Here is a 23684-nt window from a genome sequence, read left to right on the forward strand (position 1 = left end):
GCGATCGCCCGTCCGCCGGGCGCGCAAGCGGGGGTCTCGCTGGGCGGAACGTTTTCGGGCCGTGCCCTGTGGAGCGTTCCAGGAGCCGGAACACCTCAGGCCACCACCAGCGCGGCCGAGATCGCTTGGGCCGCGCCGCGTACGGTGAGGCCCAGCCGGGCCAGCGGTGCGGACGGGCCCGGCGCCGCTACCCCCACCGACATGCACACGCCGCCGCCCGGTCCGAACACCGGCGCGGCCACGCACGACACGCCCTCGGTGTACTCCTCCTGGGCATAGGCCACGCCGTACCGGCGGACCTGGGCCAGTTCGCGCTCCAGCGTGGCCACGCCGGTGATCGTGCGGCTGGTCAGCCGTTCGAAGCCGCCCTGCCCGAGCACCTCTTCGCGCAGCCCGGTGTCGAAGGCCAGCAGCGCCTTGCCGGTCGCCGTGCAGTGCAGCGGCGCGAGGTCGGTACCGTCGGAGCGGGACCGGACGCGGTCGTGGCCGTACAGGCGCTCGACGTAGCGAGCCTCCAGGCCGGCGGGCACGGCCAGGTTGACCGTCTGGCGGGTGGTCTCCTGCAGGCAGAGCAGGTACGGCAGCACCACCCGCCGCGACCCGGGGATCCGGTTGCGGGCGATGCCGGCCATCGTCTCCAGCTGCCGGCCGGGCAGATAGCCGGTGCGCACCCGCCGGGCCAGCTCGCGCGCGCACAACACGCCCAGGATCCGGTGGGCCGTCGACTTGGGCAGGCCCGTGCTCCGGCTGAGCTGGGCCAGGCTGACCGGCCGGGGCGCGGCGCTCAGCGCGAGGAGGATGTCGATGCCCCGCTCCAGGCTTCCGATCGGCGTCACCGGACGCGTGAGGTGTTCCTGACGGGCCGTTTCCAGCGGCATGGTGCTCCCTTTCGCTCTCCGAGGAGCGGATGGGGCTTCCCGGGGCTACGGCTTGGCATTCCTTGCCCTACCCCGCCGTCGCGCGTCCGAATACCGGGTTCGGCGCAGGCTGATGATCTCCGGGGGCCCGGAAAGGGCCACTTCAGCGGGGGTTCTGGGATATAGGTCCAGATTTGCGGCATATGCGCTCGCTGGCCGATCGCCGACTGCTCGCCGACGGATCGCCGACCGATCGGCGGCCGCTCGGCGGTCGCGCGTCGGCGGCGGCGCCCATGCGCGTGTTCGCTCCGGCCACGCAGCGTCGCCGGAGCGGCTGGAGCCTCTGCGCACACCGCCGACTGGTGGACGGTGCGAGCGGCCGGCGGGCCGTCCATGAAGCCTGTGCGGACGCCGGGTTCACTGGCCGTCGTCGCCGGGACAGCCCGGCCGTCCAACGCAGCCGTCGAACGCGGTCGTCTAACGCGGCGTTCAGCGCGGGCGTCCAGCGCGGTCAGGAGGCGTTCCTGGCCGGCTGACGCCGCGCTGACGCCGCGCCGACGCCGCGCCGACGCCGTCGTCCGTGACGAGCACACGTGCGCGCGGGGACGGCGCGTACCAGGACTGCCGGTTCACCGGCGGGACCGACCGCCGGTCGCGAGCGTCCGGGCGGTGGGCACCGCCCGGGACCGCCGTCCACGAGAACTGCCGCGTCCGCGCGCCCGCCCCCGGGAAGGCGCGGCACGAGGACACGAACGCAGGAAAGCACAGGGCCGCGTCGGCGGCCCTGGAGCCTAGCGGGGCAGGGCCGCCGCGGCGGCGGCGAGCTTCTCCACGCGGGCCCAGTCGCCCGCGGCCAGCGCGTCGGCGGGGGTGAGCCAGCTTCCCCCCACGCAGCCCACGTTCGGCAGCCGCAGGTAGTCGGCGGCGCTCTCGGCCCGGATCCCGCCGGTCGGGCAGAAACGTACGTCCGGCAGCGGCCCGGCCAGCGACTTCAGGTACGCGACGCCGCCCGCCGCCTCGGCCGGGAAGAACTTCAGCTCCTTGATGCCGCGCTCGGCCAGCGCCATCACCTCCGAGACGGTGGCCGCGCCCGGCAGGTACGGCACACCGCTGGACTCCAGCGCCTCCACCAGCGACAACGTCGTGCCCGGCGAGACCAGGAAGCGGGAACCGGCCGCCACGGCCGCCGAGATGTCGGCGGTGGTGCGGATCGTGCCCGCGCCGACCGTGGCCCCCGGCACCTCGGCGGCGATCCGCTCGATCGCTCCGAGCGCGGCCGGCGTGCGCAGCGTCACCTCGATGACGGGCAGCCCGCCCGCCACGAGAGCCTCGGCCATCGGCACGGCGGTCGCCACGTCGTCGATCACCACGACGGGGATCACGGGGGCGAGGTCGAGCAAGCTCATCAGAGTCTTCTCCTCATCGGCCGGGGTCACGGCCGTCTAGTGGTGATCAGGGTGGGCCTCAGCCCACGAGTTCGGTGGTGGCCCGCCCGCGCAGCCAGGCGGCCGCGCCGGTGAGCGCCGGCTGGGGCGCGACGATCAGCGTGGTGGCGATCGCCTCCAGGTATCCGGGCATGTCGGGGTTGCCGACGAACCGGGCACGGAAGCCGCTGGTCCGCACCCGTTCCACGATACGGGGCAGCACCCCGCCGCCCAGGTAGACCCCACCCCGGGCGCCCAGGGTGAGCGCCACGTTCCCGGCGAAGCTGCCCAGCATCTCGCAGAACACCTCGACGGTCTCGGCGCAGAGCGAGTCGTCGAGCCGGGCCACGATGTCGGAGGCGTTCAGGTCGGGCGCGGTCACGCCGTTGACCTTGGCCAGTGCCCGGTGCAGGCGTACCAGGCCGGGGCCGGACAGCAGGTGCTCGGCCACGACGTGCGGCAGCCCCTCGGCCTGCAGCACCCGTACGATCTCCAGCTCGCGCCGGTCGATCACCGGCACCGTGACGTGGCCGCCCTCGCCCGGGACGGGCGTCCAGCCCCGGTCCGTGGGCACGAGCCCGCCGACGCCGAGCCCGGTCCCGGGACCCAGCACGGCCTTGACGCCGTGGGACGGCTCGGGCCCGCCCAGGGACACCAGGTCGGGGCCCTCCAGGTGGGGCAGCGACACGGCCAGCGCCTCGAAGTCGTTGAGCAGCACCGCGTACGGGATGCCCAGGTCGCGTACGGACCCGGCCCACGCCGAGTTCGTCAGCCGATAGCGGTCGCCGTCGATCGGCCCGGCCAGCGCCAGGCACGCCGCGCCCGGCCGCGCCCCGCCCGCGTGCTCGGCGAGATAGGCGTCGACGGCGTCGGGCAGGGTGGGATAGGCGGAGCCGGCCAGCACCGCGACGTTCGTGGGCCGGGCCTGCGGCGAGGTGACCAGCCCGAACCGGGCGTTGGTCCCCCCGATGTCGGCGACCAGCCAGGGAAGGTCAAAGGCACTCATCGCACACCTCCGATGCCCACGGCGAGACCAAGATCGCCCGCCGTCACCGGAAGGACGCCAAGGACGCCAAGGACGCCAAGGACACCACGCATGCCACGGACGCTCACCGGCCCAGCCCGGCGGCCCGCGTGCCCACGGGCGCGCCGCTCTCCAGGTGGGAGGCGCCCGCCTCGGCGGGGAAGCCCAGCCCGGGGCCGTGGTGCGGCGACTCGGCGCCGCTCACCCCGAAGATCCCGGCGCCCTGCTCGGCGTGCCCGGCCATGCGGCGGAACGTGGCGAACAGCTCGCGTCCCGTGCCGACCCACTCCGCGTCGCTCAGCGGCCGGCCCTCGGGCGTGCGCCGGGCCAGCTCCTCGGCGGGCACCAGCAGCTCCAGCGTCCCGGCGGCCGAGTCGAGCCTGATCACGTCGCCGTCGCGGACGATCGCGATCGGGCCGCCGTCGGCGGCCTCGGGCGACAGGTGGATGGCCGCGGGCACCTTGCCCGACGCGCCCGACATGCGGCCGTCGGTGACGATCGCCACCCGCTGCCCGCGGTCGAGCAGCACGGCCATCGGCGGCGTGAGCTTGTGCAGCTCGGGCATGCCGTTGGCGCTGGGGCCCTGGTAGCGGATGACGGCCACGAAGTCCTGCCCGTCCAGCTCACCGGCCTCGAAGGCGCGCAGCATGTCGAGCTGGTCGTCGAACACCTTGGCCGGGGCCTCGATCACCAGGTGCTCGGGCTTGACCGCCGACACCTTGCTGACGGCCCGGCCGAGGTTGCCCTCGACCATGTGGATCCCGCCGTCGGCCGAGAACGGCTCGGCGACCGGGCGCAGCACGTCACGGTCCTTGCTGCCGCCCGTGACCGGCTCCCAGACCAGCTCGCCGTCCACCAGCGAGGGCGCCTCGCGGTAGCGGTCGAGGCCGGGGCCGGCGACGGTCAGCACGTCGCCGTGGAGCAGGCCCTCGTCCAGCAGGTCGCCGATGAGCACCTGCATGCCGCCGGCGTCGCGGAAGTGGTTCACGTCCGCCTGGCCGTTGGGGTAGATCTTGGTCAGCGAGGGCACGACGCGCGACAGGCAGGCCAGGTCGTCCCAGGTCAGCACGAGGCCCGCGGCGGCGGCCATGGCGACCAGGTGCAGCGTGTGGTTGGTGGAGCCGCCGGTGGCCAGCAGCGCCACGCAGGCGTTCACGATCGACTTCTCGTCCACCAGCTCGCCGATCGGCGTGTACTCCGTGCCGTGCGCGGTGATCTCCACCGCGCGGCGGCCGGCCGCCTCGGTGAGGGCGTGGCGCAGCTCGGTGTGCGGGTTGACGAACGTCGAGCCGGGCAGGTGCAGGCCCATGACCTCCATCAGCGCCTGGTTGGAGTTGGCGGTGCCGTAGAAGGTGCAGGTGCCGGGGGAGTGGTAGGACTTGGCCTCGGCGTCCAGCAGCTCCACCCGTCCGACCTTGCCCTCGGCGAAGAGCTGGCGGGTGCGCGCCTTGACCTTGTTCGGCAGGCCGGAGGTCATCGGCCCGGCCGGCACGAAGATCGCCGGCAGGTGCCCGAAGTGCAGCGCCCCGATGAACAGGCCCGGCACGATCTTGTCGCAGACGCCCAGCAGCAGCGACGAGTCGAACATGTCGTGCGACAGCGCGATGGCGGCCGCCATGGCGATCACGTCGCGGCTGTAGAGGGACAGCTCCATGCCGGCGCGGCCCTGCGTGATGCCGTCGCACATCGCGGGCACGCCGCCGGCGACCTGCGCCACGCCGCCCGCCCTGCGCACCGCCGCCTTCAGCTCGGGCGGGTAGGTCTCGTACGGCTGATGGGCCGAGAGCATGTCGTTGTAGCTGGTCACGATCGCCACGCCGGGCTTGGCCGTGCCTCGCAACGAGGGCTTGTCCTCATCGGAAGCGGCGGCGAACCCGTGCGCCAGGTTCGCGCAGCCCAGGTGGGCGCGCGCCGGGCCCTTGGCCCGCGCCGCCTCGCCGTCGCGCCGGATCCGCGCCAGGTAGGCGGTACGGCTGGCCGCGCTGCGCTCGGCGATGCGATCGGTGATCTCCTGGATGACGGAATTCACAGGTCTTCCTCCTCGTGCCAGGCGCGACCGCTGCGGCCGAGCAGTTCGTGGGCCCCGGCGGGGCCGGTGGTTCCTGCGGGGTAGGGCTCGGGCAGGTCGGCGGAGGACTCCCAGGCTGCCAGGATCGGATCGATCCAGCGCCAGGCCGCCTCCACCTCGTCACGCCGCATGAACAGCGTCGGGTTGCCCGCCAGCACGTCGGTCAGCAGCCGCTCGTACGCCTCCGGCACCCGCGCGGTGAACGTCTTGCCGAAGCTGAGCGACAGCGGCACCGGCTTCAGCGTCACCTCGCCCGCGCCCGGCTCCTTGGCCATGATGTGCAGCTCGATGCCCTCCTCGGGCTGCAGCCGCAACACCAGGCGGTTCGGCGTGCCGCCCGGGAAGATGGAGTGCGGCACGTCCTTGAACTGCACCACGATCTCCGACCGCCGGTACGGCATGCGCTTGCCGGTCCGCAGGTAGAACGGCACCCCCGCCCAGCGCCAGTTCTTGATCTCGGCCCGGATCGCGGTGAACGTCTCCACCCGCCGCGAGGCCTCGGTCGTCGGCGTGGAGGCCGGCTCGTCCAGGTAGGACGGCATGCCGCCGGCCTCGGTGTACTGGCCGCGCACGGTGAACCGGTCCACCTCGGTCCCCACGATCGGCCGCAGCGACTGCAGCACCTTGACCTTCTCGTCCCGGATGGACTCGCGGTCGTTGCGCGACGGCGGCTCCATCGCGGTCAGCGTGAGGAGCTGGAGCAGGTGGTTCTGCACCATGTCGCGCAGCGCGCCCGCGTGGTCGTAGTAGCCGCGCCGTCCCGGCGTGCCGACGGTCTCGGCGGCGGTGATCTGGACGTGGTCGATCCACAACGAGTTCCAGATCGGCTCCAGGAACGCGTTGGCGAAGCGCAGCACCAGCAGGTTCTGCACCGTCTCCTTGCCCAGGTAGTGGTCGATGCGGAAGATCTGGCGCTCGTCGAAGATGGCGCCGACCTCGTCGTTGATCCGCTGGGCGCTGGGCAGGTCGCGGCCGAGCGGCTTCTCCAGCACCACCCGCGACAGCGGGGTGACCAGGCCGGCCTCCTCCAGCTCGCGGCAGAAGGGGCCGAACGTCATCGGCGGGCTGGCCAGGTAGAACACCCGGTCGCGCTGCTCGTGACCGGCCAGCAGCCTGGTCAGCGCGCCCCAGCCCGACTTGTCCTCGCCGCCGACGTCCACCGAGACGTGGTGCAGGCGGCCCAGGAAGCGCTGCCAGACGGCGGGGTCGTCCACGGGGACCTGGTCGCGTACCTCGGCGTCCACCTTGCCGCGGAAGTCGGCGTCGGTCAGCCCGCCCCGGGACATGGCGATGACGCGGGTCTCGGGGGACAGCCGGCCGTCCCTGTCGCTGTGGTAGAGCGCCGGGATCAGCTTGCGCATGGACAGGTCGCCGGTGCCGCCGAAGACGACGAGATCGGCGGTATGGGCGGGGCTGGCGGTCGAGAGGGGGGGCAAGGCGAAGCTCCGTTGATCTACCAAGCAAGGACAGAACGGACACTAACGAGAGTTTGGGTCGTGCACAAGCAGGGTTTTGGCATCTGAGATGAAAAAGTCTTCACTTTTCATTACCGAAGCCCATGTGATTCACTTGGCCGATGCCTCGACGTACCGCCGCGACCCTCGCCACGAGTGGCGAGGTGCTCCGCCTCATCCGCACGGGTGAGGCCGTCACGCGCGCCGACCTCGGCCGGGTGACCGGTCTGTCGCGCCCGGCGGTGCAGCTGCGCGTGGGCGAGCTGCTCGACCGCGGCCTGGTCGTCGAGCGCACCGACGCCCCCTCGACCGGCGGGCGGCCGCCGGTCCGGCTGGAGTTCAACGCCGGAGGCGGCGTCGTCCTGGTCGCCGCGCTGGGCGCGAGCCGCACCCGGGTCGCGGTCTGCGACCTGGCCGGCCGCGAGCTGGCCGGCCGTGACTTCTTCATCGACGTCGAGCAGGGCCCCGACGTCGTGCTCCCGCTGCTCATGGACACCTGGGACGAGCTGCTCGGCGACCGCCCCCGCTCCTGTGTCAGGGGCGTCGGCATGGGCGTGCCCGCCACCGTCGAGTTCGCCCAGGGCCGCACCGAGAGCGCCCGGGTGATGGCCTCGTGGACCGGCGTGGTCATCCCGCCGATCATCCGCGAGCGTTTCCCCGTGCCGGTGCTCGTCGACAACGACGTCAACGTGCTGGCCATCGGCGAGCACCGCGGCGCCTACCCCGACCTCGGCGACCTGATGTTCGTGAAGGTCTCCACCCGCATCGGCGCGGGCGTGATCGCCGGCGGCGAGATCCTGCGCGGCGCGCTCGGCGCGGCCGGCGAGATCGGCCACATCCCCGTGCTCGACGGCGGCGGCGTGTTGTGCCGCTGCGGCAACACCGACTGCGTCGACTCCGTCGCCAGCGGCACCGCGCTGCTGCGCGACCTGCGCGAGGCGGGCAAGGACGTCAGGACCATCGCCGACGTGACCGCGCTGGTGCGCGCCGGTGACGCCGAGACGATGGCCATCGTGCGCACGGCCGGCCGCCGCATCGGCGAGGTGCTGGCCGGGGCGGTCAACATCCTCAACCCCTCGGTCGTGGTGCTCGGCGGCGACATGGCCGAGGCGTTCGGCCCGCTGGTGTCGAGCATCCGCGAGGTCGTCTACCGCCGCTCCACCGCCCTGGCCACCCGGCGGCTGCGCATCGAGCCGAGCCGGCTCGGCGCGGGCGCGGGCATCAGCGGCTGCGCGGTGATGGTGCTCGACGCCGTGCTCTCGCCCGAGGCGGTCGACGAGACGATGACGGTCTCGACGCTGCGCCGCGAGCGCGGCCTGGCCGGCGCCGGCTAGAGGTCCCAGCGGGGTTCGGGGCTCTCCCGCACCACGCCGTCCGCGCCGAAGATCAGGTGACGGTCCAGGTCGTCGGCGAACCAGCGGTCGTGGGTGACCGCCAGCACCGTTCCCGCGAAGCCGCCCAACCCCTCCTGCAACGCCTGCGCGCTGGCCAGGTCGAGATTGTCGGTCGGCTCGTCGAGCAGCAGCAGCGTCGCCCCCGACAGCTCCAGCAGCAGGATCTGCAGCCGCGCCTGCTGGCCGCCCGACAACGTCTCGAACCGCTGCCCGCCGGCCGGCGCCAGCTCGTAGCGGGCCAGCGCGGCCATGGCGTCGTTCCTGGTCAGCGCGAACGTCTCGGTCACCAGCTCGGCGACGGGCCGCCCGTGCAGGTCGGGCCGCAGATGGGTCTGCGCGAAGTGGCCGGGGACGACGCGGGCGCCCAGCCGGGCCACGCCGGTGTGCGCGACGGGCTCGCCGGCCAGCAGGCGCAGGAAGTGGCTCTTGCCGGTGCCGTTCAGGCCCAGCACCCCGACCCGCTCGCCGTAGGCCACCTCGGCCGAGAAGGGCCGCACCAGCCCGGTCAGCTCCAGATCCTCGCACGTCACGGCCCGCTTCCCGGTACGCCCGCCGCGCAGCCGCATCCGTACGTTCTGCTCCTTCGGCGGCCGGCTCGGCGGCCCCACCTTCTCGAAGCGCTCCAGCCGGGACACCGCCGACCGGTAGGCCCCCGCGAGCGCGTCGTTGTTGGCCGACCGCTGCCGCAGCACGTGCACCAGCCGGCGCAGCCGGGCCCGCTCGTCCTCCCAGCGCCGCCGCCGCTCCTCCAGACGCTCGCCGCGCCGCCTGCGCGCCTCGGCGTAACCGGCGAAGCCGCCGCCGTGCACCCACACCTCGCGCCCCTCGACGGTGACGACGCGGTCGGCCGCCTCGGCCAGCAGCCGCCGGTCGTGCGAGACCAGCAGCACGGTCTTGGCCGAGCTTCTGACCGCCCGCTCCAGCCACTGCTTGGCCGGCACGTCGAGGTAGTTGTCCGGCTCGTCGAGCAGCAGGATCTCGTCAGGACCGCGCAGCAGCGCCTCCAGCATCAGCCGCTTCTGCTCGCCGCCGGACAGCGTGGCCAGCCCTCGGCCGGCGACCTGTTCGTAGGGCAGCCCGAGCGCCTCGGTCGCGCACACGTCCCACACCACCTCCAGCTCGTAGCCGCCCGCGTCGGCGTAGTCGGCGACGGCCTGGGCGTAGGCGAGCTGCCGGGGCTCGTCGTCGCACCGCCCGATCGCCGACTCTGCGCGGGCCAGCTCGGCCGCGGCCGCCCGCACCCGCGCGGGCGCGACGCCCAGCAGCAGGTCGCGCACGCTGCCGGTGCCGAGGAACTGCCGCATCACCCCGACGCCGCCGCCGGTGGTGATGCGCCCGTCGTCGGGCCGCAGGTCGCCCGCGATCAGCCGGAGCAGCGTCGTCTTGCCCGCGCCGTTGGGGCCGACCAGCGCCGCCTTGGCGCCGTCGCCCACCTTGAACGACGCCTCCAGCAGCAGCGGACGCCCGTCCGGCAGGAGGTACGTCACGCCGCTCACCTCGATATGACCCATGTTCTATTACTAGACCATCGATCCGGTTCGCGTACAACGTATTATCCATCGGGTGGACAACGTATGGGTGCGCCCCCGCAAGGACGCCAAGCCGAGGCTGACGCTCGACCGGATCGTCGCCGAGGCCGTCGCGCTGCTCGACGAGGAGGGCGTGGCCGGGCTGACCATGCGCCGCCTGGCCGAGCGCCTCGACACGGGCTCGACCACCCTTTACTGGCACGTCCGGACCAAGGAGGACGTCCTGGACCTGGCGCTCGACGCCGTCTTCGGCGAGGTGCCGCTCCCCGGCGGGCACGCCGGCTGGCGGGCCGCCGCGCGCGACCTGATGGCCGGCTGGCGCGCCGCCCTGCTGCGCCACCCCTGGTCGGCCACCATCCTCGACCGCCCGCTCATGGGCCCCAACGCCCTGGAACGCACCGAGTTCCTCTACCGCACCCTGTCCGGGGCCGGCCTGGACGGCCCGCAGGCCGCCTACAGCCTGTCCAACTACGTCATGGGCTCGGTCATCATGCAGGTCACCTGGCAGCGCCGCGACCGGCTCGACACCGACGCGTTCCTGCGCGAGCGGGCCGCCAGCTACCCGGCGCTGGCCGAGCACGGCCTCGGCCACGACTGGGACGCCACCTTCAACACCGGCCTCGGCTACCTGCTGCGCGGCATGACGCCCGACGCCGGCGAGGGGTGAACCGGCCGGAGGCCGCCGTCACCAGCTGTCGCCGGACTGGATGTGACCGCGCCACGCCGACGAGGTGATCATGCCGTGCTCCCGCAGCTCCTGCAGCCGCCGGAGCCTGCCCCTGATCTCCCGGTGCCCGAACCCGGACTCGCGCAGCAGCCGGGTCTCCTCCTCCAGGTCCAGCGCCCGCAGGTCGGCGACGACCCCGGGGCTGAGCGGCTCGTCCCGGTAGGCCACGAGGAACGGCGAGCGCATGGCCCGGGTGTGCGAGCGCGGATGGGACAGCGCGTTGTCGATCAGCCGCAGGCCGCCGGCCTCGTCGGTCAGGTAGTTCTCCGAGTGCCGGTCCAGGCTGCCGATGACGTAGTCGAAGACGGCCGCGCGCTCGCGCTGGATCTCCGGCACGCCGCGCATGCGGCCGCCGCGCGCGTTCTCCACCCACAGCTGCACCGAGCCGTGCCCGTACGGGCCGTCCCAGGTCGTCGTGGGCGGCACGAGGTCCCAGCCCAGGCGCTCGCTGAACCGGTACGACTCGGCCTCGCGGCGCGGCATGCCCGACCTGGGCACCGTCTCCCGGGGGCTGCGGGCGGGGGCCAGCTTGTAGATCACGTGGCCGCCGTCGTCGAAGGTGATCAGGTAGACGCCGTCGTCACCGGCGTGCGGGTACGGGACGACGTCCTTCTCCCGTACCCGGCTCAGCCGGGCCAGCAGGTCGCGTTCGGCGGCGCCGACCGGCCGGCCGGCCGCCCGCTCCCTCGTCACGGTCCGCGCCTTGCGGGCGTGGAGCACGGGGTGCAGGAGCGTCCGCACCCCGGTGGCCAGGTCGCGGGCGAAGAAGCGCTCCAGCTCGCGGACGAAGGTCCGGCAGAAACGCGTGGCCGCGGCCCGCAGCGACAGGAGCGCGGACCTGGCCTGGAGGGCCGCCGCCCCACCGCTCACCGCGGCCGCCGCCACCGCCCAGATCAGGACGGCGACCACCCCGGCGGCGAGCGCGACGAGCACCGCCTTCAGCGCCTCCACCAGCCGCGCCGCGGCCTCGTGCCCGTCGGCCAGGACGTGCAGGGTCGTGGCCAGCCTGGACAGGTGGCCGGAGCGGTCGTCTTCCCGGTCCAGCTCGTCCCAGAACGCGGCCACCGCCTCCATGTGCAGGCCCGCGTTGCCGCCGGCGGCCCGGCCGAGCGACTCGCGCACCAGCGGCGTCACCTGGACGGCGAGCGCCGCCGCGCATTCACGGTAGGCCGCCGCGCCGGCGCGCAGCCCGTCCTCGTCCTGCGTGGGCCAGGGCACGCCGAGCGCCTGGAAGGCGATCTCCAGTTGGGGCGGCAGCATCACCGTCATGAAGCGTCGATCACCGTCGCCCGCTCGGCGGCGCGGCGTACGGCGGCCATGTCCCGCAGGCCCGCCCCGGCGCTGGCCATGCTCTCGTGCAGCCGCGCGCACGCCTCGCCGACCAGGAGGTTGACCTCGTCCACGGCCATGCCGACCACGCCGATGCCCCACGGAGAGCGTCCGCCGCCCGCCAGGCGGCCCAGCAGCGTGTCCACGTGCCGCCCGAACAGGTCCGCGGACTCGTCCATGGCGTGCGCCGCGTTGGCCAGCGACGTGTCGTCCGCCCAGAACTCCCGCGTCATCGCCCTCCGTCCCCCCGATGGGGAGCCCACCCTACGGGCCGCCGGCGACGGATGATCAACAACCGGGTGAACGCCCGTCTACCGGCGCATGCCCGAGGTTTTCCGCCGGGTCAGCGCCGGGGGCCGTGGGTCCTGGACGGCCGGTGGCCCGGCGGGGTGCCGTGCGGGTGGGACGGCGGGGTGCTCGCCGCCGGGTCCGTGCTCCGGGACGGCGTCGGCTCGGGGCCGGGCCGGGAGCCGTGCGAGGGCGCCGGCGTCGGGGTGGCGTCGGGGCGCGGGGTGGCCGAGTGCGGGCGGCGCGTCCCCCGCCCGCCCTCCGGATGGACGGCCGGCGGCGTCGAACCGGTGGTGCCGGAACGGCCCGCGGTGGGCGCGGCGCCGGCCACCGTGGGCCCCGTGGCGGTCTTGGCGGGCGTGGTGGCGACAGGACCGGAGGCGACGGCGGCGCGTTCCGACCGCACCGCGGCGGGACGGGAGGAGTCGGCGGCGACGGGCCCCGGCTTCCCGGAGGTCCGGCTCGCGTCGTGCGGCCAGTGCACCGGGTCGAGGTCCGGCGAGTTGAACGCGTCACCCATGAGCGCCCCCGCGGTGGCCAGCATGAGCGTGCCCAGCAGCACTCCGGCGGCCATCAGCGCCCGCCCGCGCCGCGCGCCCCCCTCGGGTGAGGAGGATGCGGCTCGCGTCGCTGATCGATGGGTTCCGCTCACGTACCCCGATGGTAGTGACGTGCGGGCATGCGTCGTCCCGTGGCGAACGTCCGGCGGGAAAATTCAGTGCCAATCGTGATCAACAGGCGCACAGCAGCCCGCGCAGCGCCGTCTCCAGGCACAACCCGGACCGGGCGGGGACCGGCCACGGGAAGCGCACCAGCGACTCGTCCACGCGCACGGTGGCGCCGTACCGGTCGAGCTCCCACAACCACACCTCGCCGGGCTCCTCGCCGAGCTGCCTGGCCACGCCCGCGGTGAGCTGCGGCCGGTGTGAGTCGTTGACGTGCGCGATCACCCGTTCGGCCGTCTCGGTCAGCGGGTCGGGGGCCGCGCCGAGGTAGTCGTCGGCGTCCAGCAGACCGGACTCCTGCCCGGTCAGGTAGACGACCTGGGCCACGTCCAGGCGCAGCAGGCGCGGGGCGTCGGGGCGGCCGTACCGCTCCAGGGCCTCGAACAGGCCCTCGTCGGCGCTGTGCGCGGCCACCGCCACCGCCGCGGAGCGGGCCTGCGACTCCGGCACGGCCTCCGCCCACCCGTGCACCTCGATCATCGCCCGCGGATGTGTCACCGCGCCGAGCTGCCGCATGGCCGTCAGGTTCACCGCGACCACGGCGTCCTCGCGCAGGCCGTGCAGGGGTTCGCCGGGCCGGACCAGCAGAACCGGGCGGCCGCTCTCGTCCACGCCGCCCCGGGCGGGGGAGCAGGCGCCGTCCACCGTGAGCTTGGCCAGCGTCGAGGTCGAGGCGAGAGTACGGATCCGCTCGGCGAGGGGCAACATTGAGATCACATCCACTGATAGGTTAGCCTTACCTAAGTAAGGATTACCTAACCACATTGAGGTGAACGTGCGCTACACCGGCCCGAAGGTGCGACTGTCGCGTCGCGCGGGCGTCCCGCTGACCAGGAAAGCCGTCCGCTACTTCGAGCAGCGCCCCTACCCGCCGGGCGAGCACGGCCGCAAGACCAACCGCCGCACCACCGGCGACTACGGGCTGCGGCTGATGGAGAAGCAGAAGCTGCGCTGGTACTACGACGTGTCCGAGCGGCAGCTGCGCCGCTACTGGGACCTGGCGGTGCGCAAGCCGGGCGCCTCGGGCGCCGAGCTGGTCACCATCCTGGAGACCCGCCTGGCCTCCCTGGTCCTGCGAGCCGGCCTGGCCCCGTCGATCTACGCCGCCCGCCAGTACGTCAACCACGGCCACATCGCCGTGGACGGCCGCAAGGTGGACATCCCCAGCTACCTGGTCGAACCCGGCCAGGTCATCACCGTGCGGGAGCGCTCACGCCGGATGCAGCCCTTCGTGGCCGCCGCCGAGGGCGTGTACGCCGACGAGCGCACCGCGGCCTACCTGTCGGTCGACCACGCCGATCTGCGCGTCACCCTGCTGCAACGGCCCGAGCGCGAGCAGATCGCGGTCCCCGTGGAGGAGCAGCTCGTGGTGGAGTTCTATTCTCGTTAGCCGTGACTGAAGCGGGAGAGCGCCACGCGAGCTGGCTGGAGCTGTTCTTCGACCTGGTCGTCGTCGTGGCGGTCGCCCAGCTCGCCCACCGGCTGCTGCATCCGACCTGGACGAACGTCGTCCTGTTCGTGGTGCTCTGCTACGCGGTGTGGAGCGTCTGGACGTCCTTGACGCTCTACTCCAACGTCCGGGCCGGCCGGACCCGGGTGCGCAGCATGCTGGTCGGCATGTTCGGCATCGCGGTGATGGCCGCCGCCGCGCCCGACGTGGCCCACGAGATCGACAGGGCGGCCGGCACGCACGACGGGTGGTTCATCGCGGCGTACATCGTCTGCCGGATCAGCGCCTCCCGGTCGATCCAGCACGCCGGCACGATCATGACGGCCTGGCCGGCGGCCCAGCTCGGCGCCGGGCTGTTCCCCTGGGTCGCCTCCATCTGGGCCGACGGCTCGACGCGCTACGGCCTGTTCGTGATCATCGTGCTGGGCGAGGCGGTCATGCAGGTCGTCGTCTCGGCCTCGGGCCACTCGTGGGGGCCGGAACTCGCCGTCGCCGCCGCGGCCGGGTTCGGGCTGATCGTCGCCCTGTGGTGGCTGACCTTCCAGTACGGCCTGACCACCGTGCCGGGGGCCGCCGAGCGCGGCCTGCCGCCGTACGTCGCGCTGCCCGCGCACTTCGCCATGACCGCCGGGCTGACGGCCACGGCGGCCGGGCTCGGCGTCGTCGCCGCCGAGCCGGCGCAGTCCCTGCACCACGGCACCGGGTGGGTGCTGGGCGGCGGGCTGGCGCTGTACTGCGCCGCCTCGGCCGTGCTCGGCGTGGCCCTGCGCGCCGGGTGGCGGTGGCCCTGTGGCGGCTGGTCTACCGGCCCGGCCGGACCGGCTCCGAGCATTCTGACCAGGTGCGCTCAGCCGGCGACGTCCTGCCGGCGTAGCTCGGCGACCTCGCGGCGCAGGGCGCTCAGCTCCTCCAGGATGCGCTGGGTGTGCAGGTTGTTGTCCTGCTCCAGCGCGGCGCGCTCCTCGGCCGACTCCTCGTCCATGGCGCTGACCACGACCGCCATGAACAGGTTCAGCACGACGAACGTGCAGACCAGGATGAAGATGGTGAAGAAGATCCAGGCCGTGGGGTGGGCGCCCATCACCTCGCGGGCGATGTTGCCCCAGTCGTCCCCGGTCATCGTCTGGTAGAGGGTGAACAGCGAGGTCGGCAGGCTGCCGAAGCGCTCGGGGGAGTCGCCGCCGTACAGCTTGGTGGCCATGACGGCGGCGACGTACAGGACCAGGGAGAGCAGCAGCACGATCGAGCTCATCCCGGGCAGGGCGCGCAGCAGCGCCGAGACCACACGGCGCAGGCTCGGCACCACCGACAGCAGCCGCAGGGCCCGCAGGATGCGCAGCGAGCGCAGCACCGACAGCCCGCCGGTCGCCGGGACCAGGGCGATGCCCACGATCAGGGTGTCGAACAGGTTCCACGGGTCGCGCACGAACGCCGAACGCTCGACGTAGATCTTGGCCAGCAGCTCGGCCACGAAGATGTAGAGGGCGACGTGGTCGATCGCGACCAGCAGGTGGCCGAACTCCCCGACGACGGCGGGAACGGTCTCCAGGCCGAGGGTGGCCGCGTTGACCAGGATGACGCCGACGATGAAGCGCTGGAAACGCCGGTCGGCGAGGAGGGCACGGACGCGTTCACGCACGGGGGCAAGCTCCTAAAGATCGGTCATGTGCCGTTCCATGATGCAGCAACATGATCAAGGAGGCGCCTGTGGTATAAATCGCACCTGACAGTCACCGGGGCAAGGGGGCGCAAGGGGCATGTCGTATCCGAACTACGGTCCGTCCTATTACGGGCCGCCGCCCCAGAGTCACCCCAACGGCACCACGATCCTCGTGCTCGGCATCCTCAGCCTGGTGGTCTGCGGCATCCTCGGCCCCTTCGCCTGGTCGATGGGCAACAAGGCGCTCAAGGAGATCGACGCCAGCGGCTACGCCTACGACAACCGCGGCGCGGTGCAGGCCGGCCGCATCTGCGGCATGATCGCCAGCATCCTGCTAATCCTCGGGGGCGTGTTCATGGTCCTCGGGCTCGGGGCCGGCGTCCTGTCGGCCGTCTTCTCCGGCTGAGGCCCGCACGCAGTAGTCTCCGATGCCCGACTCCAGCAGGTCGAAGGCCGCCGTGGCCTGGGCCCGCAGGTCGGGCGCGATCGTCTCCCAGCTCTCGCCGGCCAGCATCCGGGTCACCGCGTGCGTGGTGAGGATCCTGGTCGTGCCGAGGATGTGCGTCGCCACCATCTGCGGGGTCAGGTCGTCGGGGTCGGCGTCGAGCTCGTCGGCCAGGGCGCGGGCCAGTGCCCGCTCCCGCGCGACGTGCAGCTCGCGCAGCTTGGCCACCAGTGACGGGCTGCCGTTGACGATGCGGGCGAACACGTCGCCGCCCTCGTTGAGGCCGTAGCGCCAGTGGCGTGAGTCGAGGGCCTCCAGGAAGTCGCGCCGGAAGGCCCGTGCCACGCTCTCCCCGGGCCGCCGCCCGCGCACCACCTGCTGCGGCAGGTCGGTCACCAGCTCCTGCCGGTCGGCGAACAGGTCTTCCTTGGTCGGGAAGTAGTTGAACACCGTGTTGACGGACACGTCCGCGGTGCGGGCGATCTCGGCCACCGTCACGGGGTCGAACCCGCGCGTCATGAACAGGCCCATCGCCACGTCCGCGATGCGCTGCCTGGTCTCCCGCTTCTTGCGCTCCCGCAGCCCCTCTTCCATGTCGCCATGATACCGAACTTGCAGTGACTCCAAAATTGTGGCTACCCTAATTTTGGAGGCGATCACATGTTGAGAACCACAGGTCTGACCAAGACCTTCGACGGCGGCGTGGAGGCCGTCAAAGGCGTCGACATCTCGGTGGAGGCCGGCCAGATCGTCGGCTTCCTCGGGCCCAACGGCGCCGGCAAGACCACGACCATGCGCATGCTGACGACCCTGCTCCGCCCCACCTCGGGCACCGCCACCGTGGCGGGCCGCGACCTGCTGGGCGACCCGCGCGAGGTGCGCCGCCGCATCGGCTACGTCTCGCAGGGCGGCGGCGTCAACGTCATGGCCCCGCTCGCCGAGCAACTGGAGCTCCAGGGCATGCTGTACGGCCTGACCAGGGCCGAGTCCAGGTCCAGGTACCGCGAGGTGCTGGCCCGGCTCGGCCTGGCCGGCCTGGAGGAGCGTGTGGGCGGCGCGTTGTCGGGCGGCCAGCGGCGCCGCTTCGACATCGCCTTCGCCCTGCTGCACGACCCCCGTCTGCTCTTCCTGGACGAGCCGACCACCGGCCTGGACCCCCAGAGCCGCGCCAACCTGTGGGAGCACGTCCGCTCCCTGCGCGAGGAGCACGGCGTGACGATCTTCCTGACCACCCACTACCTGGACGAGGCCGACGCGCTCTGCGACCGGCTGCTGATCATCGACGACGGCCGGATCGCCGCCGCGGGCACCCCGGCCGAGCTCAAGGCGGGCCGCACGCTCGACGAGGCGTTCCTCGACATCACCGGCCGGTCGCTGCGCGAGGAGGCGGGGGTCTGATGCTGCGCGACACCTGGGTGCTGTTCCGCCACTCCCTGCGCGCCACCCTGCGACAGAAGCTCGGCATCGTCTTCGGCGCCGTCCAGCCGCTGCTGTTCCTGGTGCTGTTCGGGCCGATCTTCGCCACGTTCGGCACCTGGGAGGTGCTGGTGCCGGGGCTGATCGTCCAGCTCGGCCTGATGAGCATGGGGCTGGCCGGGTTCGGGGTGGTCTTCGACAGGCGCTTCGGCGTGCTGGAACGGCTGCGCGTCACCCCGGCCAGCCGCCTGGCCCTGCTGCTCGGCCGGGTGCTCGACAACGTCGTGACGATGGCCGTCCAGACGGCGATGGTGCTGGCCGTCGGGTTCGCCTTCGGGATGCGGGTGCCCTTCGCCGGGCTCGCGGCCGGGTTCGTGCTGGTCGTGGTGCTGGGGGCGAGCCTGGCCGCCCTGTCGTACGCCGTCGCGCTGACCATCGGCGAGCAGCTCTTCGCGCCGGTGATGTCGACGGCGGTCATCCCGCTGGTGCTGCTGTCGGGCGCCTTCCTGCCGATGTCGATGGCGCCCGGCTGGCTGGACGCGCTGTCGCACCTCAGCCCCTTCAGGTACGTCCTGGAGGCGCTGCGCGACCTGTTCGCCGGCCACTACGCCACCGGCACGGTCGGGCTCGGCGTGGCCGTCACGGTCGTGCTGGCCGCGGTCGGCCTGACCGTGGGGGCCCGCGTGTTCAACCGGGAGACCGCGTGAGCGGGCCGCTCCGGGACGGCCCGCCCGCCCGTGCCCAGGGCCGCGCTCAGGCCGCGGCTCTGGTCCGCCGGTGCAGCGCGGCCAGGATGCCCGCCGGATCGACCGTCCCGTAGCCGTAGTCGTAGTCGAAGCCCACCTCGCTGCGGTCCTCGGCGGTGCGCCGCAGCAGTGCCCGCAGCTGCGCCGGCGACAGCTTGGCGGCCGGCCACCGGGTGCGCACCGCGGCCACCAGCCCGGCGGCCACCGGCGTCGCCGCCGAGGTGCCCGTGTCCGGCTCGCCGTCGCCGAACGCCCGCGACCCCGAGAAGTGCGTGTACGCGCACACGTCGGGCTTGCGCGCGGTCAGCCGCCCCGGCCCCTGCGAGGAGTAGCCCACCCGCTCGCCGTTGACGTCGACCCCGCCGATCGACAACGCCTTGGGATGGGAGTTGGCGCCTCCGATGGGCCGGTTGGGGAAGGCGCACCGGCCGTCGGGGCACTGCCTGCCGCAGTTGCCCGCCGCGAACAGCACGTCCGCGCCCGCCCGGTCGAGACTGGCCACGACCAGGTTGAACGGGTGGGCGGCGTTGTCGGAGTAGTTGCCGGGATGCCCCACGGGGAAGTCCCACTCGGGGGAGAACGACCCCCACGAGTTGCTCACCACCAGCGACCTGGACGCCACGGGCTGGGCCTCCAGCACCGTGCGCAGGTGCGTGAAGGCGGCCACCGCGTCCGACAGCAGGCCGTCGAGCGCCGAGCCGCCCGGCCGGGCCGACCGCAGCAGCGGGACGTCGATCAGGGACGCCTGCGGCGCCGCGATGAGCGCGTCGAAGGCGCACATCGTGCCGTGGTCGACCTCGAACTGGCCGGCCCGGCCGGTGACGCCGGAGGGGCTCCAGCTCCGCTCGGCGTCCAGCGTGACGCCGCGGCCGAGCTGGCGGGCCACGTGCGCGGCGTTGATGCCGGTGTCCAGGACGGCCAGCGCCACCCCGGCGCCGTCGAGCCCTTCGGCGTGCAGCCCGGCCACGTTCAGCAGGCGCTCGACGTCGTGCCAGTCGCCCACCGGCGGATCGCCGCCGCAGGTCAGGCTGGACTCGATCACCGGGTCGGCGAACACCCCGACGACGTCGGGGCGCAGCGTGGGCAGCAGCGTGACCCGCGAGGTCAGCTCGTCGTCGGAGATCGTGCCGCGGACGAGCACGGAGGCGTCCTCGGCGGCCAGCGAGAAGTCGAGGGGCTGGTGGAGGGAGAGGGGATCGCCGCCGGCCGCGGGGACCGGCCTCGGCACGGCGACCGGTGTGAAGCCCGTGTCGAGTTCGACGCCGGGCAGGCCGTCGGCGACGTCGGCCGTGGTGGCGGTCTGGCCGGGGTCGGCGACCGCCGCGACCAGATCGGGGGAGGGACGGAGCTGGATCAGGACCCGCATGAGTCACCACCGAACGTAATGGGGGCAAAGGAACGACCCAACATTCCTGCATCCGTCAAGGCGCGTCCAGCCCCTTACGGCGGTTGTGACCTGCGAAAACATCGCATAACTGGCGAAGCGGACCATAATTGTTTCCGGGGCGTCAGGCTTCCTTGTTTTCGGTCTGTTCACTACGGTGATGCATCATGACGCTCCAGGCGCAGACGCCGGTTTCCGACGGGGAAAGACAACACTGGCTGCCGGTCCGGCCGAGGCTCATCCTCGCCAGTGCCTTCATGCTCTTCCTCGAACTGGCGCTCATCCGGTGGACCGGCTCGAACATCGTTCATCTGAGCTATTTCACCAATTTTGTCCTGCTCGGTTCTTTTCTTGGAATCGGGCTCGGATTCCTGCGCGTGGGGCGCTCGCGCCGCCAGCCCTATTACTCGCCGGTCGTCCTGCTCGTCCTGGTGGCCCTCGTGCTGGCCTTCCCGGTGACGGTCGACCGCAACACCGAGGGCGTCCTGTACTGGACGAGCCTGGGCACCGTCGGGCCGCCCGCCTGGCTGATCCTGCCGGTGATCTTCGTCGCCGCGGCGGCGGTGCTCATGGGGCCCGCCGAACTGGTCGGGCGCTGCTTCCCCGAGCTGCCGCGCCTGGAGGCCTACCGCTACGACCTGATCGGCAGCCTCAGCGGCATCGCCGCGTTCACGGCGCTGTCGTTCCTGTCGGCGCCGCCGGTGTTCTGGGGGGTCGTCGCGGCCCTGTGCTACGGCCTGCTCCTGGTGCCCCGGCCCCGCTCGCTCTACCTGGGCCTGGTGGTCCTGCCCTCGCTCCTGGTCGCCGGCCTGCTGCTGTCGGAGACGCTGACGGCCGGGGCGCTGTGGTCGCCGTACTACAAGGTCACCTACAAGGCGATGCAGATGCTCGGCGTGCCGGTCACCGACATCTCCGTCAACGGCATCCCGCACCAGCAGGCCGTGCCCGCCTACGCCCGCCTGCAGTGGGAACGCCAGTACGGGCTGCCCTACGAGCGCACCACCAGGCCGCCCAAGGACGTGCTGATCGTCGGCGCGGGCAGCGGCACCGACGTGGCCATCGCGCTGTCCAAGGGCGCCCAGCACGTCGACGCCGTCGAGATCGACCCCAAGCTGCGCGAGCTGGGCGGCAGCGTGCACCCCGACAAGCCCTACGACGACCCGCGCGTCACCACCCACATCACCGACGGCCGCGCCTTCCTGGAGCGCAGCGGCGACCGCTACGACCTGATCCTGTTCGCCCTGCCCGACTCGCTCACCCTCGTGTCCGGGGCCAGCTCGCTGCGCCTGGAGAGCTACCTGTTCACCGAGGAGGCCATGCAGGCCGCCCGTGCCCACCTGCGGCCGGGCGGCACGTTCTCGATGTACAACTACTACCGCGAGAGCTGGCTGGTCGACCGCCTGGCCTCGACCATGCAGACCGCCTTCGGCCACAGGCCGTGCGTCGACGTGGTCAGCACCGCCGGCCAGCAGGCCGTCATCACCGCCGGCCTGACCGCCGCCGACCAGCGCTGCGCGAGCCAGTGGCCCGGCGCCGCCGCCGGCACCCCGGCCCCCGCCGACGACGACCGCCCCTTCCTCTACCTGAAGGACCGGACGATCCCGCCGATCTACATCATCACCCTCGGCCTGATCCTCATCGTCAGCCTGCTGGCCGTCCGCGTCGTGGCGGGCCCCTACGGGCGCATGAAGCCCTACTCCGACCTGTTCCTGCTCGGGGTGGCGTTCCTGCTGCTGGAGACCAAGAGCGTGACGGGCTTCGCGCTGCTGTTCGGCACCACCTGGGTGGTCAACGCGATCGTCTTCGCCGGGGTGCTGGTCGCCGTGCTCGCCGCCGTCGAGGTGACCCGCCGCTTCCGCACCCCGCCGCTGCCCGTCATGTACGCCGTGCTGCTGGCCGGCCTGCTGCTGGCCTGGCTGGTGCCGAACGCGTGGTTGTTGTCGCTGCCGGTGCCGTTGCGCGCCGTGGCGGCCGTGACGGTGGCGTTCCTGCCGATCTTCGCCGCGAACGTGGTCTTCGCCAAACGGTTCTCCGACACCGCCGACGCGACCACGTCCTTCGGCGCGAACCTGCTCGGCGCGATGGTCGGCGGCTGCCTGGAGTACCTGGCGCTGGTGATCGGCTACAAGGGCCTGCTCATCGTGGCCGCCCTGCTCTACCTGGGCGCCCTGGCGCTGATGCCGCGAAAGACCGCGCTCGTGTGACAAATGGAAATGGCCTGCGCGGTCTTCTGTAATGCCTTGACCGGTGGTCAGGGTGAATTGTCGGCGGCGCGGGTTGATTTGTCGCCGTGGGCGAGGTGAGCTGGAGACGTCATCGAATCCGGAAAAAGATCGAACGATATTCAGAAAGGCGGGCACGCGAATCGGGGGTCACATCCGGTAACCCACGAGAAAAGGTGACAGTCATGGCGACACCAGGGGCGGCCAGGATCGACGTCGAGCGCGTTCCGGCACAGGAGTGCGAGCCCGCGCCCGCCGGACGCGCGGAACAGGTCGCCGGAGCGCTCCCCACGGGGGTGTTCTTCACACAGGACCCCGGCGGCTCCGGGGAACACCGCGAGCCCGACGCGCGGTGGGAGCTCGCCTCCGCCTGGCCCTACCAGGGCCGGCTCGCCACGGGGACGGCCGCCGTCCATCTCGCCCCGGGCCACGACGCGCTCGTCCGCCCCATGATCTTCGCCGACGGGTTCGGCCACGGGCCCAGCGACCTGGCCGGGCTGTGGGGGCGGCTCGACGCGCCGTACCCGCCGCACGGCGACCGGCTGCTCAGCCGGCTCCTCGCCCAGGGCATCGACGTCGTGCTGCTCGGCTTCGCCGCCCGCCACACCCACATCCAGGCCAACGCCGGGGTCGCGGCGACGTGCGTGGGCCGCGCGATCCGCGAGCGGCTCGGCACCACGCCGCTGATCGTCGGCGGCCTCGGTGCGGGCGGCCTGGTCACCCGCTACGCGCTGGCGGAGATGGAACGCCGCCGCGAGGACCACCAGACGATGACCTACCTGTCCTACGACTCGCCGCACAACGGCGCCTGGATCCCGCTGATCCTGCAACAGCTCGCCTACTTCGCCGAGGCCCTCGCGCCGGCCGCCCCCGGCACGCCCGGCCCGGCCGACCTGATCAGGAGCCCGGCCGCGCAGCAGCTCCTGTGGGGCTGGGTCCAGGACGGGCGCTACTCCGGGCCGGTCGCCACGGCCAGCCCGCTGCGTCTGGCGTTCATCGAGGACCTGCGCGCCGCCGGCTGGTTCCCGCTCAGGCCGCGCAAGCTCGGCGTCTCCAACGGCGCCGCCGACGGCACCGGCCGGAACGTGCCGCCCGACGCCCTGGCCTTCGAGTGGACCGCGCTGGACGGGCTGGCCGGCGCCACCGTGCGCACCCAGCCGGACCGGGGCGCCCGTCAGCGGGTGGGTGGCATGCGAGCCGTCCCGCTGTGGGCCAGCACCAGCTACACCAGCGACGTCGCGCCCTTCGACGGGGCGCCCGGCGGCACGCTGGCCTCCTACGGCATGGTCGCCGACGCGTTCGGCGCGCCGATCGCCGGCCGGTTCCGGTCGGCCTGTTTCGTCCCCACCGTGAGCGCCGTCGCGCTCCAGTACGACCCCGTGGACTGGACCGTGGACCTCTACACCGACATCACCGCCCTGTCGCCGGAGCAGAGCGAGCTGGACGACTACCAGTGCGACTCCGACAACTCCGAACACGGCACGGTCACCGGCACGCTCGCCGACTGGATCCTCGGGCACCTGTCGAAGTGACCTGAAACGA

The 23684-nt window shown here is 72.8% G+C and carries 21 protein-coding genes and 1 pseudogene; 9 read left to right on the plus strand and 13 right to left on the minus strand.

Translation table 11 applies throughout. From position 1 onward, the window contains the following. Positions 1–95: 95 nt before the first annotated feature. The 5 genes from ABZ459_RS12195 to zwf all read right to left on the minus strand — a co-directional run bounded on the left by ABZ459_RS12195 (position 96) and on the right by zwf (position 6809). The gene (locus ABZ459_RS12195; RefSeq protein WP_357969276.1) at positions 96–878 is read right to left on the minus strand and encodes an IclR family transcriptional regulator; all 783 of its coding nucleotides are present in this window, start codon (positions 876–878) and stop codon (positions 96–98) included. A gap of 770 nt (positions 879–1648) precedes the next feature. After that, a complete protein-coding gene (gene eda / locus ABZ459_RS12200; RefSeq protein WP_352351613.1) occupies positions 1649–2263 on the minus strand; it encodes a bifunctional 4-hydroxy-2-oxoglutarate aldolase/2-dehydro-3-deoxy-phosphogluconate aldolase in 615 nt (204 codons plus the stop codon). A gap of 58 nt (positions 2264–2321) precedes the next feature. Next, on the minus strand, positions 2322–3287 hold the full coding sequence (gene glk / locus ABZ459_RS12205) for a glucokinase (protein ID WP_357969279.1): 966 nt from the start codon (positions 3285–3287) through the stop codon (positions 2322–2324). A gap of 103 nt (positions 3288–3390) precedes the next feature. Next, a complete protein-coding gene (edd, locus tag ABZ459_RS12210; protein ID WP_357969282.1) occupies positions 3391–5334 on the minus strand; it encodes a phosphogluconate dehydratase in 1944 nt (647 codons plus the stop codon). Further along, positions 5331–6809: a glucose-6-phosphate dehydrogenase gene (gene zwf, locus ABZ459_RS12215; protein WP_357969284.1), complete on the minus strand. Its 1479-nt coding sequence runs from the start codon at positions 6807–6809 to the stop codon at positions 5331–5333. The genes edd and zwf overlap by 4 nt, the downstream gene beginning before the upstream one ends. A gap of 140 nt (positions 6810–6949) precedes the next feature. Between zwf and ABZ459_RS12220 the strand changes: the two genes are divergently transcribed. Next, complete coding sequence (locus ABZ459_RS12220) at positions 6950–8161, plus strand: ROK family transcriptional regulator (protein ID WP_357969286.1); 1212 nt, start codon at positions 6950–6952, stop codon at positions 8159–8161. Here ABZ459_RS12220 and ABZ459_RS12225 read toward each other — a convergent pair. Further along, complete coding sequence (locus ABZ459_RS12225; protein WP_357969289.1) at positions 8158–9732, minus strand: ATP-binding cassette domain-containing protein; 1575 nt, start codon at positions 9730–9732, stop codon at positions 8158–8160. The two genes, ABZ459_RS12220 and ABZ459_RS12225, sit on opposite strands and share 4 nt — an antisense overlap. A gap of 52 nt (positions 9733–9784) precedes the next feature. Between ABZ459_RS12225 and ABZ459_RS12230 the strand changes: the two genes are divergently transcribed. Next, a complete protein-coding gene (locus ABZ459_RS12230) occupies positions 9785–10417 on the plus strand; it encodes a TetR/AcrR family transcriptional regulator C-terminal domain-containing protein (protein ID WP_357969292.1) in 633 nt (210 codons plus the stop codon). 18 nt (positions 10418–10435) lie between these two features. On the opposite strand, the gene ABZ459_RS12235 is transcribed toward ABZ459_RS12230, so the two are convergent. The 4 genes from ABZ459_RS12235 to ABZ459_RS12250 all read right to left on the minus strand — a co-directional run bounded on the left by ABZ459_RS12235 (position 10436) and on the right by ABZ459_RS12250 (position 13527). Then, the gene (locus ABZ459_RS12235) at positions 10436–11746 is read right to left on the minus strand and encodes a hypothetical protein (RefSeq protein WP_357969295.1); all 1311 of its coding nucleotides are present in this window, start codon (positions 11744–11746) and stop codon (positions 10436–10438) included. Next, complete coding sequence (locus tag ABZ459_RS12240) at positions 11743–12039, minus strand: hypothetical protein (RefSeq protein WP_357969298.1); 297 nt, start codon at positions 12037–12039, stop codon at positions 11743–11745. The genes ABZ459_RS12235 and ABZ459_RS12240 overlap by 4 nt, the downstream gene beginning before the upstream one ends. Positions 12040–12149: 110 nt before the next feature. Beyond that, complete coding sequence (locus ABZ459_RS12245; protein ID WP_357969301.1) at positions 12150–12746, minus strand: hypothetical protein; 597 nt, start codon at positions 12744–12746, stop codon at positions 12150–12152. Positions 12747–12825: 79 nt separating this feature from the next. Continuing rightward, positions 12826–13527, minus strand: a complete 702-nt coding sequence (locus tag ABZ459_RS12250; RefSeq protein WP_357969304.1) for a DUF2470 domain-containing protein — start codon at positions 13525–13527, stop codon at positions 12826–12828. A gap of 67 nt (positions 13528–13594) precedes the next feature. Between ABZ459_RS12250 and rpsD the strand changes: the two genes are divergently transcribed. Together rpsD and ABZ459_RS12260 are read left to right on the plus strand one after the other, a co-directional pair. Next, on the plus strand, positions 13595–14209 hold the full coding sequence (gene rpsD / locus ABZ459_RS12255; protein ID WP_357969663.1) for a 30S ribosomal protein S4: 615 nt from the start codon (positions 13595–13597) through the stop codon (positions 14207–14209). Between the two features lie 2 nt (positions 14210–14211). After that, a pseudogene (locus ABZ459_RS12260) lies at positions 14212–15042 on the plus strand (low temperature requirement protein A); the annotation flags it as partial. Between the two features lie 74 nt (positions 15043–15116). Here the strand turns inward: ABZ459_RS12260 and ABZ459_RS12265 are convergent. After that, positions 15117–15908, minus strand: coding sequence for an ion transporter (locus ABZ459_RS12265; protein WP_357969307.1), 792 nt, complete (start codon positions 15906–15908; stop codon positions 15117–15119). A 118-nt stretch (positions 15909–16026) separates the two neighbouring features. Between ABZ459_RS12265 and ABZ459_RS12270 the strand changes: the two genes are divergently transcribed. Further along, positions 16027–16335 carry a DUF4190 domain-containing protein gene (locus ABZ459_RS12270; protein ID WP_357969310.1) on the plus strand — a complete coding sequence of 103 codons (309 nt, stop codon included), beginning with the start codon at positions 16027–16029 and terminating at the stop codon, positions 16333–16335. Here the strand turns inward: ABZ459_RS12270 and ABZ459_RS12275 are convergent. Continuing rightward, entirely contained in the window at positions 16264–16968 is a 705-nt protein-coding gene (locus ABZ459_RS12275; RefSeq protein WP_357969313.1) for a TetR family transcriptional regulator, read from the minus strand. The genes ABZ459_RS12270 and ABZ459_RS12275 overlap by 72 nt on opposite strands. A 66-nt stretch (positions 16969–17034) precedes the next feature. On the opposite strand from ABZ459_RS12275, the gene ABZ459_RS12280 reads away from it, so the two are divergent. Together ABZ459_RS12280 and ABZ459_RS12285 are read left to right on the plus strand one after the other, a co-directional pair. Beyond that, complete coding sequence (locus ABZ459_RS12280; protein ID WP_357969316.1) at positions 17035–17772, plus strand: ATP-binding cassette domain-containing protein; 738 nt, start codon at positions 17035–17037, stop codon at positions 17770–17772. Beyond that, entirely contained in the window at positions 17772–18497 is a 726-nt protein-coding gene (locus tag ABZ459_RS12285) for an ABC transporter permease (protein WP_357969319.1), read from the plus strand. Before ABZ459_RS12280 ends, ABZ459_RS12285 begins: the two co-directional genes overlap by 1 nt. Before the next feature lie 46 nt (positions 18498–18543). On the opposite strand, the gene ABZ459_RS12290 is transcribed toward ABZ459_RS12285, so the two are convergent. Beyond that, complete coding sequence (locus ABZ459_RS12290; RefSeq protein ID WP_357969322.1) at positions 18544–19902, minus strand: S8 family serine peptidase; 1359 nt, start codon at positions 19900–19902, stop codon at positions 18544–18546. A gap of 185 nt (positions 19903–20087) precedes the next feature. Between ABZ459_RS12290 and ABZ459_RS12295 the strand changes: the two genes are divergently transcribed. Both ABZ459_RS12295 and ABZ459_RS12300 read left to right on the plus strand, forming a co-directional pair. Continuing rightward, positions 20088–22124, plus strand: coding sequence for a spermidine synthase (locus tag ABZ459_RS12295; protein WP_357969324.1), 2037 nt, complete (start codon positions 20088–20090; stop codon positions 22122–22124). Positions 22125–22327: 203 nt separating this feature from the next. Next, on the plus strand, positions 22328–23674 hold the full coding sequence (locus ABZ459_RS12300) for a hypothetical protein (protein WP_357969327.1): 1347 nt from the start codon (positions 22328–22330) through the stop codon (positions 23672–23674). Positions 23675–23684: the final 10 nt, after the last annotated feature.

Origin of the sequence: Nonomuraea sp. NPDC005692, from assembly GCF_040631115.1 — a bacterium.
Classification (GTDB): Bacteria; Actinomycetota; Actinomycetes; order Streptosporangiales; family Streptosporangiaceae; genus Nonomuraea.

Coding starts and splice junctions, on each gene's coding strand:
- ABZ459_RS12195 (WP_357969276.1), bottom strand. CDS start 878: ATGCCGCTGGAAACGGCCCGTCAGGAACACCTCACGCGTCCGGTGACG.
- eda (WP_352351613.1), bottom strand. CDS start 2,263: ATGAGCTTGCTCGACCTCGCCCCCGTGATCCCCGTCGTGGTGATCGAC.
- glk (WP_357969279.1), bottom strand. CDS start 3,287: ATGAGTGCCTTTGACCTTCCCTGGCTGGTCGCCGACATCGGGGGGACC.
- ABZ459_RS12220 (WP_357969286.1), top strand. CDS start 6,950: ATGCCTCGACGTACCGCCGCGACCCTCGCCACGAGTGGCGAGGTGCTC.
- ABZ459_RS12225 (WP_357969289.1), bottom strand. CDS start 9,732: ATGGGTCATATCGAGGTGAGCGGCGTGACGTACCTCCTGCCGGACGGG.
- ABZ459_RS12235 (WP_357969295.1), bottom strand. CDS start 11,746: ATGACGGTGATGCTGCCGCCCCAACTGGAGATCGCCTTCCAGGCGCTC.
- ABZ459_RS12240 (WP_357969298.1), bottom strand. CDS start 12,039: ATGACGCGGGAGTTCTGGGCGGACGACACGTCGCTGGCCAACGCGGCG.
- ABZ459_RS12250 (WP_357969304.1), bottom strand. CDS start 13,527: ATGTTGCCCCTCGCCGAGCGGATCCGTACTCTCGCCTCGACCTCGACG.
- ABZ459_RS12270 (WP_357969310.1), top strand. CDS start 16,027: ATGTCGTATCCGAACTACGGTCCGTCCTATTACGGGCCGCCGCCCCAG.
- ABZ459_RS12275 (WP_357969313.1), bottom strand. CDS start 16,968: ATGGAAGAGGGGCTGCGGGAGCGCAAGAAGCGGGAGACCAGGCAGCGC.
- ABZ459_RS12280 (WP_357969316.1), top strand. CDS start 17,035: ATGTTGAGAACCACAGGTCTGACCAAGACCTTCGACGGCGGCGTGGAG.
- ABZ459_RS12285 (WP_357969319.1), top strand. CDS start 17,772: ATGCTGCGCGACACCTGGGTGCTGTTCCGCCACTCCCTGCGCGCCACC.
- ABZ459_RS12290 (WP_357969322.1), bottom strand. CDS start 19,902: ATGCGGGTCCTGATCCAGCTCCGTCCCTCCCCCGATCTGGTCGCGGCG.
- ABZ459_RS12295 (WP_357969324.1), top strand. CDS start 20,088: ATGACGCTCCAGGCGCAGACGCCGGTTTCCGACGGGGAAAGACAACAC.
- ABZ459_RS12300 (WP_357969327.1), top strand. CDS start 22,328: ATGGCGACACCAGGGGCGGCCAGGATCGACGTCGAGCGCGTTCCGGCA.